Annotated in this window: 16 protein-coding genes; 10 read left to right on the forward strand and 6 right to left on the reverse strand. The window is 58.3% G+C overall.

All coding sequences use genetic code 11. The features are described 5' to 3' along the window. Positions 1–58: 58 nt before the first annotated feature. The gene (gene rph, locus RVY79_RS05625; protein WP_317463053.1) at positions 59–781 is read left to right on the forward strand and encodes a ribonuclease PH; all 723 of its coding nucleotides are present in this window, start codon (positions 59–61) and stop codon (positions 779–781) included. Positions 782–859: 78 nt separating this feature from the next. Here the strand turns inward: rph and RVY79_RS05630 are convergent, their stop codons facing one another. Continuing rightward, positions 860–1627 (reverse strand): exodeoxyribonuclease III, encoded by a 768-nt coding sequence (locus tag RVY79_RS05630; protein WP_317463055.1) that lies wholly within the window; start codon positions 1625–1627, stop codon positions 860–862. Positions 1628–1720: 93 nt separating this feature from the next. On the opposite strand from RVY79_RS05630, the gene pyrE reads away from it, so the two are divergent. From pyrE to RVY79_RS05660, 6 genes are all read left to right on the forward strand, one after another. Beyond that, positions 1721–2407, forward strand: coding sequence for an orotate phosphoribosyltransferase (pyrE, locus tag RVY79_RS05635; protein ID WP_317463056.1), 687 nt, complete (start codon positions 1721–1723; stop codon positions 2405–2407). Between the two features lie 80 nt (positions 2408–2487). After that, complete coding sequence (locus tag RVY79_RS05640; protein WP_317463057.1) at positions 2488–3042, forward strand: YfaZ family outer membrane protein; 555 nt, start codon at positions 2488–2490, stop codon at positions 3040–3042. Between the two features lie 143 nt (positions 3043–3185). Beyond that, complete coding sequence (gene trmL, locus RVY79_RS05645; RefSeq protein WP_317463058.1) at positions 3186–3680, forward strand: tRNA (uridine(34)/cytosine(34)/5-carboxymethylaminomethyluridine(34)-2'-O)-methyltransferase TrmL; 495 nt, start codon at positions 3186–3188, stop codon at positions 3678–3680. Further along, a complete protein-coding gene (gene rep / locus RVY79_RS05650; protein ID WP_317463059.1) occupies positions 3677–5734 on the forward strand; it encodes a DNA helicase Rep in 2058 nt (685 codons plus the stop codon). Before trmL ends, rep begins: the two co-directional genes overlap by 4 nt. 46 nt (positions 5735–5780) lie before the next feature. Continuing rightward, a complete protein-coding gene (locus RVY79_RS05655) occupies positions 5781–6605 on the forward strand; it encodes a CoA ester lyase (protein WP_317463060.1) in 825 nt (274 codons plus the stop codon). Positions 6606–6858: 253 nt separating this feature from the next. Continuing rightward, positions 6859–7527 carry a GntR family transcriptional regulator gene (locus tag RVY79_RS05660; RefSeq protein ID WP_317463062.1) on the forward strand — a complete coding sequence of 223 codons (669 nt, stop codon included), beginning with the start codon at positions 6859–6861 and terminating at the stop codon, positions 7525–7527. A gap of 75 nt (positions 7528–7602) precedes the next feature. On the opposite strand, the gene RVY79_RS05665 is transcribed toward RVY79_RS05660, so the two are convergent. The 5 genes from RVY79_RS05665 to RVY79_RS05685 all read right to left on the reverse strand — a co-directional run bounded on the left by RVY79_RS05665 (position 7603) and on the right by RVY79_RS05685 (position 12983). Continuing rightward, entirely contained in the window at positions 7603–9105 is a 1503-nt protein-coding gene (locus tag RVY79_RS05665; protein ID WP_317463063.1) for a tripartite tricarboxylate transporter permease, read from the reverse strand. Positions 9106–9108: 3 nt separating this feature from the next. Then, positions 9109–9600: a tripartite tricarboxylate transporter TctB family protein gene (locus RVY79_RS05670; RefSeq protein ID WP_317463065.1), complete on the reverse strand. Its 492-nt coding sequence runs from the start codon at positions 9598–9600 to the stop codon at positions 9109–9111. Between the two features lie 33 nt (positions 9601–9633). Next, complete coding sequence (locus RVY79_RS05675) at positions 9634–10638, reverse strand: tripartite tricarboxylate transporter substrate binding protein (protein ID WP_317463066.1); 1005 nt, start codon at positions 10636–10638, stop codon at positions 9634–9636. A 106-nt stretch (positions 10639–10744) separates the two neighbouring features. Beyond that, a complete protein-coding gene (locus tag RVY79_RS05680) occupies positions 10745–11917 on the reverse strand; it encodes an L-rhamnonate dehydratase (protein WP_317463067.1) in 1173 nt (390 codons plus the stop codon). Positions 11918–11948: 31 nt separating this feature from the next. Then, positions 11949–12983 (reverse strand): 4-hydroxythreonine-4-phosphate dehydrogenase PdxA, encoded by a 1035-nt coding sequence (locus RVY79_RS05685; RefSeq protein WP_317463068.1) that lies wholly within the window; start codon positions 12981–12983, stop codon positions 11949–11951. Positions 12984–13201: 218 nt separating this feature from the next. Between RVY79_RS05685 and RVY79_RS05690 the strand changes: the two genes are divergently transcribed. The 3 genes from RVY79_RS05690 to RVY79_RS05700 all read left to right on the forward strand — a co-directional run bounded on the left by RVY79_RS05690 (position 13202) and on the right by RVY79_RS05700 (position 16233). Next, positions 13202–13948 carry a FadR/GntR family transcriptional regulator gene (locus tag RVY79_RS05690; RefSeq protein ID WP_317463069.1) on the forward strand — a complete coding sequence of 249 codons (747 nt, stop codon included), beginning with the start codon at positions 13202–13204 and terminating at the stop codon, positions 13946–13948. Positions 13949–14099: 151 nt separating this feature from the next. Continuing rightward, entirely contained in the window at positions 14100–15077 is a 978-nt protein-coding gene (gene denD, locus RVY79_RS05695; RefSeq protein WP_317463070.1) for a D-erythronate dehydrogenase, read from the forward strand. Positions 15078–15279: 202 nt separating this feature from the next. Further along, positions 15280–16233 (forward strand): NAD(P)-dependent oxidoreductase, encoded by a 954-nt coding sequence (locus tag RVY79_RS05700; RefSeq protein ID WP_317463071.1) that lies wholly within the window; start codon positions 15280–15282, stop codon positions 16231–16233. The last annotated feature ends 16 nt before the right edge of the window (positions 16234–16249 follow it).

Here is a 16249-nt window from a genome sequence, read left to right on the forward strand (position 1 = left end):
GGCCGCGACGTGATTATTCCGAACCTGGTTTTTTCGATCGACGATGCAGAGAGGTGGTATGCGCCCGAGTGGACGACAGCCCGATCAACCCCGCGAGATTACGCTCGAGCGGGGCTATACGCGCCATGCGGAGGGTTCCGTATTGGTGAGCTTCGGTGATACCAAGGTGCTGTGCAATGCCAGCGTCGAAGCCGGCGTGCCTCGCTGGCTGCGTGGCAAGCAACAAGGGTGGATCACCGCCGAATACGGCATGCTGCCCCGCGCGACTCATACCCGTGGCGGGCGAGAGGCCACGCGTGGCAAGCAGGGTGGGCGTACGCTGGAGATTCAGCGCTTGATTGGCCGTTCGCTGCGCACCGTGGTGGATCTCAAGAAACTCGGTGAATTCACCATCACCGTGGATTGCGACGTGATCCAGGCCGATGGCGGCACGCGCACGGCGTCGATCACCGGCGGCTGCGTGGCGCTGGTGGACGCGATCCATCACCTGCAGCGCGAGAAGCTGATCAAGAAGGATCCCTTCAAGCAGCTGGTGAGCTCGGTCTCGGTGGGGATCTTCAAGGGCCAGCCGGTGGTGGATCTCGACTATCCCGAGGACAGCACGGCAGGCACCGACATGAACGTGGTCATGGCCGAGGATGGCGGCTTGATCGAGGTGCAGGGCACCGCCGAAACGGCGACGTTCACCCGCCAAGAGCTCAATGCGATGCTCGATCTGGCCGAAGGCGCCGGAAGTCAGCTATTCGCCCATCAGCGCGAGGCGCTGGGCTTTCGCGACTGATTGCGGACGATAGCATGTGGCAAGAACGCACGACGCCGGCCTGGGGCCGGCGTCGTCATTTGCGCGGGACCGGCGACGTTACAGGTCGAGATCGTACTCGACGATGAGCGGCGCGAACTCGGAGAAAGTCGCGTCGCGGTCGATCCAGGCATCCACCACGTGGCGGCGGAAGTCGGGGCCCACGATCTGATAATCGAGGCGCCAGCCTTCCTGACGTGTGCGGGGCACGTCCTGATCAAGCTTGGGCCACCAAGTGTACTGGCTGGCATCGCGATTGACCTCGCGGAAGGTGTCGATGTAGCCCATCGGCCCGAAGACTTGATCCATCCACGCGCGCTCTTCGGGACGAAAGCCCGGTGTGGTCTGGTTATCGGCCCAGTTAGCAAGGTCGATGGTCTTGTGCGCGATGTGCCAGGTGCCGCAGATGATGTACTCGCGGCGCTTTTTGGCCATCTTGCTGAGATATTCCTGGTACTGATTCATGAAGGACTGCTTGGCCTCCATGTCGCTACCGTCGGGCATCAGGAAACTGGCGATGCTGAAGCGGTCGTAATCGGCCTGAAGAAAGCGCGCTTCGTTATCGCACTGGGGAAAGCCCAGCCCGTACATGATGGCCTTGGGAATCTTACGGCAATAGAGTCCTACACCCGAGAAACCGTCTTCCTCGGCGTCCAGGAAATAGCCTTCATACCCCTCGGGGAACAGAATGCTGTCGTCGAGTTCGAAGCTTTTGGCCTTGAGGTTCTGAACGCAGATGACATCGGCGTCCTGGTTGGCCAGCCAGTCGAGAAACCCCCTCCCGACCGCTTCGCGGATTCCGTTGACATTGATGCTGGCGATTTTCATACATGGTCCCTTTTTCGTCGCGCGTGTATGATACCTGAGCTTTCGACGTTTAGGTAAATGTGTAATAGCGATCAGGGTGATAGGGAGTCCGGCGTGACCGCGCAACTGCAACCATATCAGCAGGAGTTCATCGAATTCGCCATCGAAGAAGGCGTGCTTACCTTCGGTGAATTCACCCTCAAGTCCGGGCGGGTCAGCCCCTATTTCTTCAACGCCGGTCTCTTCAAGAGCGGCCGAGCCCTGGCGCGTCTCGGCCGTTTCTATGCGCAGGCCATCGCGCACAGCGGTCTCGAGGCGGATGTGCTCTTCGGTCCGGCTTACAAGGGCATCCCGCTCGCCACCACCACGGCCGTGGCACTGGCCGATCATCATGACCGCGACTTGCCGTTCGCGTTCAACCGCAAGGAAGCCAAGGACCACGGCGAAGGCGGCAACATCGTCGGCGCCGCGCTCGCCGGGCGGGTGCTGATCATCGACGACGTCATTACCGCGGGTACCGCGATCCGCGAGGTCATGGACCTGATCGATGCCGCCGATGCCCAGGCGGCGGGTGTGGTCATCGCCCTTGATCGTCAGGAGTGCGGCCAGGCCGAAGAGGGCGCCCAGCGCCGCAGTGCCATCCAGGAGGTCGAGGCGCGCTACGCCATGCCGGTGGTGAGTATCGTCACGCTCGACCAGGTGCTGGCCTATCTCGAAACTCATGCCGGTGCCGACCTTCAGCCTCATGCCCAGGCCATCCGTGCATATCGCGATCGTTACGGCGTGCATCTCGACGGATAAGGTTTGAAAACGGCGTTTCTAAACTGATGCGATTATGCCATAGTGATGGCAGTATTCACCATTTTTTGCGGGAGCATCCCATGATCAAATCACTCGGTTTCGCGCTCACCTCTGCCGGCCTTCTGCTGGCCAGCCAGCAAGCCATGGCGCTCAGTGTGTCCGCCAACGCGGGTGCCGACTCGCATGGGATCGAAGCGAGCCAGAGCATCTTCCCGACCCTGCGCGCCAGTGTCGGCTATCTTACCTCGGACGATAGCGGCCATGATGCCGATACCTATTCCGGGTCGTTGATGTTCTCGCCGTATCTGCCGCTGGTCGATCTCTCGGTCGGCGCGCGCTATCAATACCAGGACACGCACTTCGGCGACGGTGGTGGCGTCGGGCTCGGCGGTTCGGCCTACGTCGACACGCCGATTCCGCTGACCTCGGTGGGTGGCTACGGCTTCTACACGCCGGACGGCCTGAGCCACGGCGACATCAAGAAGAGCTACGAGTACGGCGCCCAGGCGCGGGTCAACGTCATCTCGCAGACCTATCTCTATGGCGGCTATCGCTATTACCGCACTGATTTCAACGACAGCGGCGAGCACACGCTCGACAGCGGCCCGGTATTGGGCGTCAGTGTCGGTTTCTAGGCTCCGGCGGCATAGCCCGCGACATAAGTCGACGCTCCCTTGGCAAGCAGCCATTGCCCGTGGAGATGAAACATCGGCGTCCCATTCGGGGCGCCGATTGCGTATCATGCAGGCACATCGCCGCCATTGGCAGAGTGATCCTCATGCTCGATATCGTACTCTTTGAGCCCGAAATTCCGCCCAACACGGGCAATCTCATCCGTTTGTGCGCCAACACCGGTTTTCGCTTGCATCTCATCGAGCCGCTGGGCTTCGCGCTCGATGACAAGCGTCTGCGCCGCGCCGGGCTCGACTACCACGAGTGGGCGCGGGTCACCGTGCACGCGGACTGGAACGCCTTCTTGGAAAGCGTTCAACCGGTGCGCGTGCTGGCGGTGTCCACGCGCGGTCGCACCGGATATCACGACGTCGCCTATCGGGAAGGCGATGCGCTGGTCTTCGGCCCCGAGACCCGTGGCCTTCCGCAGGCCATGCTCGATGCCTTGCCGGCAGCGCAACGCCTGCGTATCCCCATGCTGCCGGATAGCCGCAGCCTGAACCTGTCCAACGCCTGCGCAATCCTGGTCTTTGAAGCCTGGCGACAGCTCGAATTCGCCGGCGCAGGGATTGCCGATGTGGACGCGGCGCCGACGTCATGAGCACCCCATCCCCGATTCGCCAACGCCTCGCCAAGCTCAATCCCCGCCAGCAGGAAGCCGCGCGGTATATCGACGGCCCCTGTCTGGTGCTGGCCGGTGCCGGTTCCGGCAAGACCAGCGTGATCACCACCAAGATCGCTTACCTGATTCAGGAATGCGGGATGAGCGCGCGCAAGATCGCGGCGGTGACCTTCACCAACAAGGCGGCGCGCGAGATGAAAGAGCGCGTGGGGCAGATGCTCCAGGGGCGCGAGGGCCACGGCCTGACGGTCTCGACCTTTCACACGTTGGGGCTCAACATCATTCGCGGCGAACTGAAGACGCTGGGCTACAAGCCGGGCTTTTCGCTGTTCGACCCCGAGGATGCCAAGGCGCTGTTGCGCGATCTGATGCAAAAAGAAGCGGATACCGATGCCGAGCAGATCAACGCTGTTCAGGGACAGATCTCCCAGTGGAAGAATGACCTGGTACTGCCGGGGCAGGCGATCTCGCACGCCGCGGACGAAGACGCGCAATACGCGGCGCGGGTGTATGAAGCCTATAGTCGGCATCTCAAGGCCTACAACGCGGTCGACTTCGACGACCTGATCCTGCTGCCGGTGGTGGTGCTGCGCGACAATCCCGACGTCCTGGCCCGCTGGCGGCGCAAGATCCATTACATGCTGGTCGACGAGTACCAGGACACCAACGTCAGCCAGTACCAGCTGGTGCGCCTGCTGATGGCTGAGCGTGCCACCTTCACCGTGGTTGGCGACGACGACCAGTCGATCTATGCCTGGCGCGGCGCGCGCCCCGAGAACTTGGTCATCCTGGGCGAGGACTTTCCGCGCCTTAATGTGATCAAGCTCGAGCAGAACTATCGTTCCACCGGCACCATCCTGCGCGCGGCGAATACGTTGATCGGCAACAATCCCCACATCTATGAAAAGACCCTGTGGTCGGAGATGGGCCAGGGCGATGCCATTCGCGTCATCGTCAATCGCCACGAGGAGGCCGAGGCCGAACGCGTGGCTAGCGAGATCCTCACCCGGCGCATCAAGGAGCGCGCCGAGTGGCGCGACTTCGCGGTGCTGTATCGCGGTAACTTCCAGGCGCGGTTATTGGAGCTCAAGCTCCAGCATTATCAGATTCCCTACAAGCTGTCCGGCGGCACGTCGTTCTTCTCGCGCAACGAGATCAAGGACGCCATGGCCTACTTGCGGCTGTTGATCAATCCCGGCGACGATAACGCCTTCCTGCGTATCGTCAACGTACCGCGTCGCGAGGTCGGCCCCGGGACGCTGGAAAAGCTTGCCAACTACGCCACCGAGCGGCACGTATCCTTGTTCGCCGCCTGCCATGAGATCGGCCTCGAACAGGTTCTGCCGACGCGTGCAGTGGAGCGCTTGTCGCGCTTCACGCACTTCATCGACGGGGTGCGCCGGCGCATGGATCAAGGCGACGCCATTGCGGCGATTCGCGAAATGCTGCAAGACATGGATTACGAGGCCTGGCTGTTCCAGAACGCCAGCGCCCCGACCGTCGCCGAGCGGCGCATGGCCAATGTGTGGACGCTGGTCGATCAGCTCGAGAAGTCGATGCACCGGGACGATGAAGATGGCGAGGCCTCCGAGGAGACCGACGACGTACAGTCGGCGATATCGCGCCTGGTGTTGCGCGACATCCTCGAGCAGCAGGCCGAGGAAGACGACTCCGACCGGGTGCAGCTCCTCACCATGCACGCCTCCAAAGGGCTGGAGTTCCCGCATGTCTATCTGATGGGGCTGGAGGAAGAGCTGCTGCCGCACCGTAACGCGATCGAAGCCGGCACCATCGAAGAAGAACGCCGCCTCGCCTATGTCGGCATCACCCGCGCGCGGCGCACGCTGACGCTGACGCTGGCCCGCCAGCGCAAGACCTACGGTGAGCTGCTTGATTGCACCCCCAGCCGCTTCCTCGAGGAGCTCCCGCCCGACGATCTCGAGTGGGAAGGCCGCGCCGACAAGGAAGACCCCGAGAAGAAGCAGGCGCGTGGCAAGGACGCCCTGGCGGGTATCCGTTCGCTGTTGGGATAGCATGCCATCGCCTGAAAGATAACCGCGTCATCCGACGGAGCCTTTTATGAATCCGCATGCCCTGCGCTCTCTTCTGTTCGTGCCGGCCACCCGGCCAGATCGCATCGCCAAGGCTCTGGCCAGCCCGGCGGATGCCGTCATCGTCGATCTGGAAGACGCCGTCGCCGACGGCGACAAGGCCAATGCCCGGGACACGCTCGAGGCCTTCCTGGCGGACAACCCGCAGGTCTCGCTCATGGTGCGCGTCAATGCCCCCGGCACCCCGTACCATGAACCCGACCTGGCGCTATGCGCGCGCCAGACGGCCATCACGCGCCTGCTCGTGCCCAAGGCCGAGTCCCGCCAGGCACTGGCAAAGGCCGCCGCCTGTGACAAGCCGCTGTGGCTGCAGATCGAAACGGCGCAAGGCCTGCTGGCGCTGTCTAGCCTGGCCGTTGCGGCAGGCGTCGAGCGGCTCAGCTTCGGGGCCCTGGATATGATCACCGAGCTGGGCCTGGCGCCCGAGACGCCGGGTGCTCGCCAAATGCTCGATCAGGGGCGTTATCAGCTGGTGGTCCACTCGCGCGCGGCGGGACTGGCCGCGCCGCTTGAAAGCCCCCATCCCGCCCTCGACGACACGGATGCCGTGGCGCGCACGGCCGTTCACGCCAAGGAGATGGGCTTCACCGGCATGCTATGCATTCACCCCCGGCAGTTGCCCGTGGTCAACCAAGCGTTTTCTCCCAGCGAGGCCGAGGTCGCCTGGGCCAGGCAAGTGGTCGACGGCGCCAGCCACCAGGCAGGTGCGTTCAGTGTTGCGGGCCAAATGGTCGACGCGCCGGTCATCAGCCGCGCTCAAGGCATCCTCGCCAAGTACGAAGCGGGCGACTAATGGCTACAAGCTCCCAAGGATAAGTGGGTGGTTATGGCGTTATTACTGAGTGCTCGCTAGCTATTGATAGTGCAAAAGGGGCATGGGATAGCAGGGTTAGAGCTTGATGGGTAGAATGCTTCAAGAACTGAATTCAAAATATAAAATTCGTTATCAGCGATCAGGGTGCGGTTGAGGTATCCACATGGCTGGCGGAATCGACGCTTGCTTGTCATGTAGTGCGATGCTGTGTACCCGGACATTGGATAGGTCTATGGATAAGATCAAGCAGAACACTCTGCATGGAGAAGTTGCCGTTCGCATTCGCGATATGATCGACGCGGGAACGTTGGCGCCTGGGAGTCGGGTTCCTGAAAAACAGCTTTGCGAGCAGTTTGGTGTCTCGCGTACTCCTCTGCGAGAAGCTTTGAAAGTATTGGCCTCGGAAGGATTCGTAGAGTTGCTACCGAACCGAGGTGCGCGTATCTCCAAGCTGACCATCGATACTTTACAGCACACGCTAGAAGTTATGAGCGCCCTCGAGGGGCTATCCGGTGAACTGGCTTGCGCACATATTTCCGACGCCGAGCTCGCCAACATAGAAGCGTTGCACTATCAAATGTTGGCTTACTACAAGAATACCAATATGGCCGAATATCTGTTGACCAATCAGCAGATACATGAGGCAATCGTAGTTGCCTCACGGAATGATGTGCTGATTGATGTTTACAAGAACTTGAATCAGAGAGTTCGGCGCGTTCGTTTTTCCGCCGAGCTCAGCAGAGAGTACTGGGCTAAAGCAGTACAAGATCACGAGGATATCATTGCCGCCCTTCGCCGGCGGGATAGTGAAACACTGGGCCAAATCCTGCGCCGTCACCTTAGCGATAAAGTCGAGGTTTCTTCCTTGGCCGACATGGCGGAGCCAAAAAACTTGTTGTGATATTTTATATTTTGGAATGAGCAGACCACCGCGTTAAATAAGGGGTGGTCTGCGTTTGGGTGTGAAAAGTATATGCTAGACTTTTCGGGCGCTCATTCCCCGGAGTTTGCTATACATCTTGGCCAAGCGTGGGCCGTAAAGTATGAGTGCGGCCAAAGCGAAAAGCACCATGGCGATTGGTCGATCCAAGAAAATCGTCAAATCGCCGCCCCCCATAGAAGAAGTCTGGATTAGTGTCTTCTCAAACATTCCTCCGAGAACGATCCCTAGTATTAGAGGGGCGGTAGGGTAATCATAGCGCTTCATAAAATAGCCAACGATTCCGAAAACCAGCGTTAGCCAGACCCCCCACATGCGATTTTCGATGGCGTAAGCACCGATGAATGATAGGAACAAGATACAAGGATAAATCAATGCATAGCGGAAGCGCAGGAGCGAAGCAAATACGGGAACGAGAGGCAGGTTGAGCAGTAATAGTATGGCGCTTCCAATGAAGAATGAGCACATCAGCCCCCACACCAAGTCAGGCTCGTTGGTAAAAAGCAGAGGTCCGGGCTGAATGCCGAAGACGATGAAAGCGCCGAGCAAAACCGCTGTTGTTCCTGAGCCGGGAATACCCAAAGTAAGGGTGGGCACGAAGGCACCATTGACGGCTGCGCTATTTGCAGCCTCCGGCGCAGCAACCCCTTCTATGGCGCCTTTACCGAATTCGTCTTTGTGCTTCGAGAAATGACGCGCCAGATCGTAACCCAGGAAAGATGCGAGTGTGGCACCAGCGCCTGGTAGTACCCCGATAAAAAAGCCAAGTAGTCCACTGCCCAATATGGTAGTCCGACACCTCCGCCAATCCTCCCGCTTCAGGATCATATCGCGAAAGCGTGTGCGTATTGGTTCGACTTTACCACTGCGGACTTGATGCAGTACTTCGGCTACCGCAAACAGGCCAATCACCACCGGCAAGAAGCCAATACCGCCAAATAGATTGATAAAGCCAAAGGTAAAGCGCGCGCTGCCACTTTGCGGATCGAGGCCAATGGTAGTGATTGCCACGCCTAGAGCGGCCATGGCCAGTCCCTTAGTTCGTGACGTACCACTAAAACCAACGATGCTCGTGAAGCCGAGAACGATCAGTGCACAAATTTCGGGTGGCCCGAAATGCAGCGCTAGAGAAGCGAAGACCGGGGCCAATGCCATGAGGAGAATCAAGCTGATGATGCCCGAAACGAAGCTTGAGACCGCGCCTATGGCCAAGGCTGGCCCGGCCCGGCCTTGCCGCGCCATGGGATAGCCGTCGATAGCGGTAACGACGCTGGCCGAGTCACCTGGCGTTGCAATCAATATCGAAGTGATCGTCGCTCCATACTGTGCACCATAGTAGATACCAGCGAGCATGATGAGAGCCGTGATTGGGCTCAAGTTGAGTGTCAAGGGTAATAGCAAGGCGACCCCGGTGGCCGAGCCTAGCCCAGGTAGCAGGCCGATGACCGTGCCGAGTAATACTCCGATGAAACAGTAGAGCAAATTCATGGGGGACAGCGCGGTGCCAAACCCCGTTATTAGATTCGCAAAAAAGTCCATGACTCAGCCTCCAATCAGTGGGGCACTGATGCCGAGGGGTAAACGAATCCCCATGAATTGGTAAAAGATCAGCCAAGCGAGAAGGCCTATACTCAGACTGATGACCAAGCTGAACCAAAGACGTTCGCGTTCCACGCCGGCCAAGATCGCGAAAACAAGGATTGAAAAGGTCAGAAGGAATCCTAGAATAGGCGCCAAGATCACTGCTATAAACAACAATCCAAAGATCAAGGCTACGGATTTCGTAGTGTTGTAGCGCGTTTCTTTGTCAGTATCTGACTCGGCTTCGGTGTCATCTTCTGTTGGATTTATCGTGGCGTGAATGCGAGATCTCCAGGTCTCCCAGCCGATCATGGCACCGAAAGCGACCAATAGTAGGCCAACTACGAAGGGGACGAAGCCCGGACTAATCCGGGCCTCTTCCCCCAAGATGCCGTAATCGACCGAGAGGGTGGAAAACGCCGCTCCTATTGCGACAAGGATCAACGCTCCCACGTAGTCTCCCCTCGGTTTCATGGTCATTACCTCTCAGTCCGTTTCCTTGAGGAGTGGAGCAATAGTATCGTGCTGCTTGGCAAGGAAATCGGCGAACTCATCACCGGTGCGGACCTTGGGCGTCAGATAGTTGTTGTCGATATAGTTCTTGTAGCCCTCGGTTTTAGACCAGGCCTTGATGGCATTTTCCCAGTAGGTTTGTTGTGCTTCGCTGAGGCCTGGTGCCGCCAGTATGCCACGGAACTGCAAGGTAGGCGTGACATCGACATCGATGCCTGCTTCGGCGATGGTTGGTACGTCGGATAATGGCTCTCTTTGGAATCGTTCTTCCTTGAAGATGGTCAAGGCACGCACTTTGCCAGCTTTGATGAGCTCGATGGCCTCGCCAGGGTTGGCGCCAGCAGCGGCAACGTCTCCACCAAGTAACGCGGCGTTATTTGCCGAACCAGATTCAAAGACCACACGGTTGAATGAAACATCCTGATCTTTTTCGATCAATTTGAAGGCTAAAGAAGCCGGGCTACCCTTGCCAGAGATGGCTATGTTGACCTGTCCCTCCTTCGCTGCATCGACTAGGTCACTAATGGATTTATAGGGGGAATTATTGGCGACGATGATCATTGTATGATCCTCGGCAGCCTCGGCGATTGGGGTCAGCTTATCCCAACTGTATGGGACATCGTTCATGATGGGCAGGATGATAGCTGCCCCTGTCTCCGACGCGAGAAGGTAGTGGGGATTACCTTTGCGTTGCAGAAGTGTCGAATAACCGACGGCTCCTGAACCGCCGACGATGTTTTGGACGGAAATGTCGATGTCGCTTCTGACTTCCTCAATGCCCGACGTCGCCGCGCGGCCGAAGATATCGCTCCCGCCACCGGGTTTGAATGGCACCACCATCGAGACTTGCTGCGATGGAGACCATGAGGATTCTTGGGCTTGGGCGGAACTTGCTAATGTTACGGATCCCAAGGCACAGGCCATCGCTATGGAACTGCCGATCTTTAGGAAATTTTTGCGCTTTTTGGTGATAGTCATTGTAGTTCTCCCAATGTGTCTGTGAGCTAAGCGATTGTTCTTTTGAGCGTAAAGCGTTGTCTGTCTCCTCTATGAATAAAGAGTGAATGTCGTCGTCGAGAATGGATTACTCGACGATGTGGAACTGGTCGAAACTCGTTTTATTGAGCGTGAGCCCGAGTCCTGGAGTATCGTCACTCAAGTCGAGATACCCATCGATGGGTTCCGGGTCTCCAGTGAACAGGTAGTAGAAGAGCTCGTTGCCGATCTCGACGTCATGCACTGGGAAGAATTCCGACATCGGTGAGGCGAGCGATGCCATCGTCAGGTGATAGTTGTGCATCTGCCCCGCGTGCGGAATCACCGGGATCTCGAAGGCCTCGGCCATGGCATTGATCTTGCGCGCCACGCTGATACCGCCGACACGATTGGTATCGTACTGAATCACCGATACCGCCTTCTTCTCCAAGAGTTGTCGGAAACCGTGCACGGTGAATTCGTGCTCGCCACCGGAAATCGGCATCGGCGCCATGCGATTGAGCTCAGCGTAACCGTCAATGTCATCGGCGATCACCGGCTCTTCCAGCCAGCGCAGCGAGAAGTGTTCCAGTTTCGGCAGCATGCGTCGGGCGTAGTCGAGGTTCCAGCCCATGTAGCAGTCGGCCATCAGGTCGATGTCCTCACCGATCACTTCGCGTACCGCCGCCACGCTCTTGAGGTTCTCGCGCATGCCCTTGGGCCCATCCTTGGGCCCATAACCGAAACGCATCTTCATCGCCGTGAAGCCCTGGTCGAGATAGGCTTGCGCTTCGCGCTGCATCGTCTCGCGATCGGTGTGGTAGAGCTTGGAGGCGTAGCAGGGAATCTTCTCCTTGGTCCGTCCGCCCAGCAGCTTGAACACCGGCTTGCCGAGGGCTTTGCCCATCACATCCCAGATGGCGATATCGACGCCTGAGATCGCCGCCATGCCGATGCCACGCCGGCCCCATGCCAGCGTCGCGCGATACATACGCTGCCATAGATATTCGTAGTCGAACGGATCCTGGCCGATGACCAAGGGAGCGAGGTGCTGATCGATGATCGTCTTGGCGACACGTGGCGCCAAGGCCACATTGCCAAGACCGACGACGCCCTCGTCCGTTTCGACCTCGATCACTGCCCAGCCGTGGAAACGGAAACTGCCCATCGCATCGCCACGGTCCCACAGGGCATCCATGGCATTGGTGCAGAAGTGTGGCTGCGGTGGCACCGTTTCGCCTTTCCATTCGAAAACGCGGGCCCTGACTCGTGTGATTTTCATTAGCTTGTCCGTATAGCGTGACGAGATGGAGTTAGCTGGAAAGTCGGTTGCTGGCCGCCATTTGGCATGCCAATTTGAAGGCGTTGTGGGTCGGGCGTAGATTGGCTTTGCCTAAGCTGGCGATGTCATAGGCCGTGCCGTGTGCTGGTGTGGTGATAGGCACCGGCAAGCCGCCGTGAACCGTGACCCCTTCATGAAAACCGAGAAGCTTGATGGCGATTTGCCCTTGGTCGTGAAACATGGTGACCACAGCGTCGTATTCCCCGTCACGTACTTTGAGAAATAAAGTGTCAGCGGGATGCGGGCCGGAAACCGTTAGCCCCTCGGTTTGAGCTTCTTCCACTGCCGGGGCAATGGTGTCAATTTCCTCGCGACCGCAGGTGCCACTCTCGCCACCATGTGGGTTGAACGCCGCGACGGCGATGCGTGGGTTGGCAACTCCGGCCAAACGTAGTGACTTATCAGTGAGGCGTGTTGCTTCCAGGATGCGTTCACGCGTGACGTAGGAAGGCGCGTCTTTCAATGGAATGTGTGATGAGATACGTGAGGTCCAGATACTGCCGAATGTATTGAACTCACAGGTGTAGCCGTTAACACCCAAATAATCAGCGAAGAATCCCAGTTCGTCCTCGAAGTTCATGCCTCCGAGCTTCATGGCGTACTTATTCAGCGGGCCGAAGCAAATCCCCTCGATATCACCCCGTACGGCGGCGTCTAGACATTGAGTTAGGGCCTGGCGAGCAGAGCGCCCACCCGCAGCGTTGGCTTCTCCGTAGCGGGTCTCCTCGCGAGAGACGCTATCGATGGGCATTAGTACGGGCGTCGTGTGTTCGCGTGCTTCGGCGTAGCGTTCGACTACTGGCAGATCGAGCCGGGTGCCGGCGACGCGCTGACCTTCTTCCCAGAGCCAGGGGTCGGCAACCAGTATCGCATGGCCGTTTTCCTGAGTGGCGGGATCCGCCAGAAGCTTGGCAATCAACTCCGGGCCGATGCCGCCGGGGTCGCCGAGAATGATGCCGATGAGCGGACGGTCGCTAGTGTTTTGAGTGTCGCTGGGCGGTGTCATGGGTGTCTTTTCCTTTCGTGCCTGCGTCCGCAATGACGCCTGTGTTGTTTTCTGGTCTTCTGGTTGTATTACCAGTCCAGTTACCGACAAGATTAGTTGTCCCCACGAGAGCGTCAAGGCTAGATATTCGCATTTTGGTTATACTTAGGTATTAATAGTATTGTGAGATGTTGATTGATGGACTAAAAGTTAGACCAGTTGGAAGAGGGATATTTGCGATGGACAATCCGGCTTTTGCGTTTGAGCAGGCGCTGAGAAATAAAACTAAGAAGGAATTGCTGGCCGATAAGCTGGTCGACATGGTTCGTAATCGGCTGCTTCAAGATGGTGATGAGCTGCCTAGCGAACGTGAGATGGCGCAGCTGTTCAGCGTAAGTCGAGAGACCATTCGTGGCGCCGTGTCTCACTTGGCGGCCTTGGGAATGGTTAGCGTATCGCATGGTAGTAAGACACGCGTGTGTGCCGATGAGTCAGCGCTTCAGCATTACCGACTTATGCAGGGCGAGGAGGCAGTCGACGCTTCCCAGGAGGCTCGCTATGACATCGATAGCGTTTACGAGAGCCGGCTGGTGATCGAGGCGTCGATCGCCCGACGTGCGGCATTGAAGATCGATGATCATGGTGTCGCGCAGCTAGAAAAGATGCTCAAGACCCAGTCTGAGTGTGACGAGGTCTATCCGATTCCCTTCCAGATGTCGGACAAGGCGTTTCATAGGTTGATTTCGGAATATGCCGATAACGCCATCTTGGTTAAGTATGCCGATGAACTCTACAGCTTTGATCTATACGTGCGACGGCGTGTTTTGCTCGAGCCTGGCGCGGTCGAGCGCAGTTATCGTGAGCACATATACATCGTTGAGGCCTTGAAACGGGGCGATCCGGATGCTGCTGAGCGAGCCATGCTTGCCCATCTCGATAGTGTCTACCGGACGACTAAAGCAAAAATGGCGGGTGGGTCTGGCTAACCACGTTTATGAGTCGACACGGACCGAGCAGTCAGTGGGCAAGACTATTGATGCGTAGTTTCGACAGAGGTGTGGCGCTGTGAAGACCGCATGAAGAAGCCGCAACCTACTGGTCAATCTGACAGCGTGACGAACAATGAAAGGAATGGATATGCACGTACTGATAACCGGCGCTGCTGGCTTTCTAGGACGGCGCCTGACCGCGGCGCTGCTCGACCAAGGACGACTCGATGGACAAGCACTGACTCGATTGACATTGGTTGATCGAGTCGCGCCCGTTCCAGAGTCACTTTCAAGCGATGACATCGACGTCGAGTGTCGTGCTCTGGATATTACCAACTCCGGCGCTTTGGACGCATCTCTCGGTGAGCGGCCCGACGTCATTTTTCATTTGGCCGCTGTGGTCAGCGCAGCAGCAGAGGCCGACCTTGACCTGGGCATGACGGTTAACTTCGATGCCACTCGTGCTTTGCTGGAAGGTTGTCGTCGTTATGCCCTTTCCGCTACGCGCCTTGTCATGACGAGCTCGGTGGCTGTTTATGGAGGTGAGTTGCCTGAAGTGCTCGATGACATGACGGCGTTAACGCCGCAGAGTTCTTATGGTACCCAAAAAGCGATGTGTGAGCTGCTGATCAGCGATTACAGCAGGCGCGGTCTGGTTGATGGTCGTGTGCTGCGCTTGCCAACCATAATGATCCGTCCAGGCCGGCCCAATGCGGCTGCGTCTAGCTTCGCTTCCAGTATCCTGCGCGAACCGCTCGGTGGTGAGGCCGCTGTCTGTCCGGTTTCCACCGAGTTGGAGATGTTTGTGATGTCACCGGGCAAGGTGGTCGCCGCGTTAATCCACGGTGCAGAAGTGCCCGGAGATGATTTTGGCGCCTCACGTAGTTTGATGCTGCCAGGCCTTACAGTGAGTGTCGCTGAGATGCTGGAGGCGTTGTGCCGTCATGGTGGAGAGCAGGCCTTGGCACGCGTTGAGCACCACCACGATAAGGATATCGAAACTATCGTTGCCAGCTGGCCAGCTCGTTTTCGCACCGATAAGGCAAAGCGGTTGGGCTTCACCGGTGACTACGACTTCCGGGAAATCGTAGAGAGCCACCTTAGCGAACGCGCCGCCTCAAAGTAAGCACCCCATTAGGCCTAGCCGGCACCAACCAGATAGCCCAGGCCGTCAGTGCATTACGTATTGGTGGCAGCTTGGTGACCCGTCAGGCCGATGACGCTGATGTTGGGCTTGTCTGCTGTTTCTATAGCCGTGACATCGGTCACGGGTGGGGCGCCGAGGCTCTGGAATACGGCATCGGAGACTACATCGAGATCAAATACATGTGCATGGGCGGGCAAGTGAGCCTGGGCGCAACTTCGCTGAGGATGACACCATGAACGACAATCGAGCGGATATACGAGTAGGCGTGATCGGCATCGGCCTGATGGGCCACGGGATCGCGAGTAACATTCAGAAGCACGGTTGGTCGCTGAGTTTTCTGGACCATCCCGGCAACCAGTCGGTGGACGTGCTCGTAACCAATGGCGCCCAGAGCTTTACCAATGGGCGTGACCTGGCCGCCCACTGCGACGTGATCATTGTCTGCGTGACCGGCTCGCCGCAGGTCGAGGATGTATTGTTTCGCGATGATGGTGTGCTCAAGGGCTTGAAGCGGGGAGGGGTGGTGATCGACTGCTCCACGGCGATTCCCAGTTCGACCGAGCAAATCGCTGACGCAGTAACGAAAGCGGGTGGGCGCTTTCTGGATGCGCCGATGACGCGTACGCCGAAAGAGGCCGCAGAAGGCCGGCTCAACCTTATCGTCGGCGGCGAGCGCGAGCTGTTCGAGGCTCACCGGCCACTACTAGAAAGCTTCGCCGAAAACATCACCTATGCCGGCCCGGTGGGCTCAGGACACAAGCTTAAACTGCTGCACAATTTCGTGTCGGTAGGATTTTCGACTGTTCTGGCGGAAGCCGCTGCCTGTGCACAGCTCGGTGGTATCGAGTCGGAGACACTGGTCGAGGTGCTCGCCAAGGGCGGTGGAGCCGGCGCCATCCTGCAGCGCCTGCAACCCTACATTCTGGAGCGCGACAGTTCCGGCTTCCAGTTCAGCATTTCCAACGCGCATAAGGATGTGGACTATTACGTGACCATGGCGGGAGGCTTGCAGGCCAACAAAGGTGTAGCAGACGGCATTCTTGCGGTGCTTGAGGAGGCTAAAAGCTCGGGGCATGCCGAGGCTACGATTCCCGAATTGATAGGCCTCCTCGCAGAGGGGGAGCGGCGCCGTTAGACGGCGCGCGTCCCAA

It is taken from the genome of Chromohalobacter sp. HP20-39, from assembly GCF_033052815.1.
Taxonomy (GTDB): domain Bacteria; phylum Pseudomonadota; class Gammaproteobacteria; order Pseudomonadales; family Halomonadaceae; genus Chromohalobacter.

Bases quoted from the DNA above. Each gene is read 5' to 3' on its own strand.
- rph (WP_317463053.1), top strand. From the start codon at position 59: ATGCGCCCGAGTGGACGACAGCCCGATCAACCCCGCGAGATTACGCTC.
- RVY79_RS05630 (WP_317463055.1), bottom strand. From the start codon at position 1,627: ATGAAAATCGCCAGCATCAATGTCAACGGAATCCGCGAAGCGGTCGGG.
- RVY79_RS05640 (WP_317463057.1), top strand. From the start codon at position 2,488: ATGATCAAATCACTCGGTTTCGCGCTCACCTCTGCCGGCCTTCTGCTG.
- trmL (WP_317463058.1), top strand. From the start codon at position 3,186: ATGCTCGATATCGTACTCTTTGAGCCCGAAATTCCGCCCAACACGGGC.
- rep (WP_317463059.1), top strand. From the start codon at position 3,677: ATGAGCACCCCATCCCCGATTCGCCAACGCCTCGCCAAGCTCAATCCC.
- RVY79_RS05655 (WP_317463060.1), top strand. From the start codon at position 5,781: ATGAATCCGCATGCCCTGCGCTCTCTTCTGTTCGTGCCGGCCACCCGG.
- RVY79_RS05660 (WP_317463062.1), top strand. From the start codon at position 6,859: ATGGATAAGATCAAGCAGAACACTCTGCATGGAGAAGTTGCCGTTCGC.
- RVY79_RS05665 (WP_317463063.1), bottom strand. From the start codon at position 9,105: ATGGACTTTTTTGCGAATCTAATAACGGGGTTTGGCACCGCGCTGTCC.
- RVY79_RS05675 (WP_317463066.1), bottom strand. From the start codon at position 10,638: ATGACTATCACCAAAAAGCGCAAAAATTTCCTAAAGATCGGCAGTTCC.
- RVY79_RS05680 (WP_317463067.1), bottom strand. From the start codon at position 11,917: ATGAAAATCACACGAGTCAGGGCCCGCGTTTTCGAATGGAAAGGCGAA.
- RVY79_RS05685 (WP_317463068.1), bottom strand. From the start codon at position 12,983: ATGACACCGCCCAGCGACACTCAAAACACTAGCGACCGTCCGCTCATC.
- RVY79_RS05690 (WP_317463069.1), top strand. From the start codon at position 13,202: ATGGACAATCCGGCTTTTGCGTTTGAGCAGGCGCTGAGAAATAAAACT.
- denD (WP_317463070.1), top strand. From the start codon at position 14,100: ATGCACGTACTGATAACCGGCGCTGCTGGCTTTCTAGGACGGCGCCTG.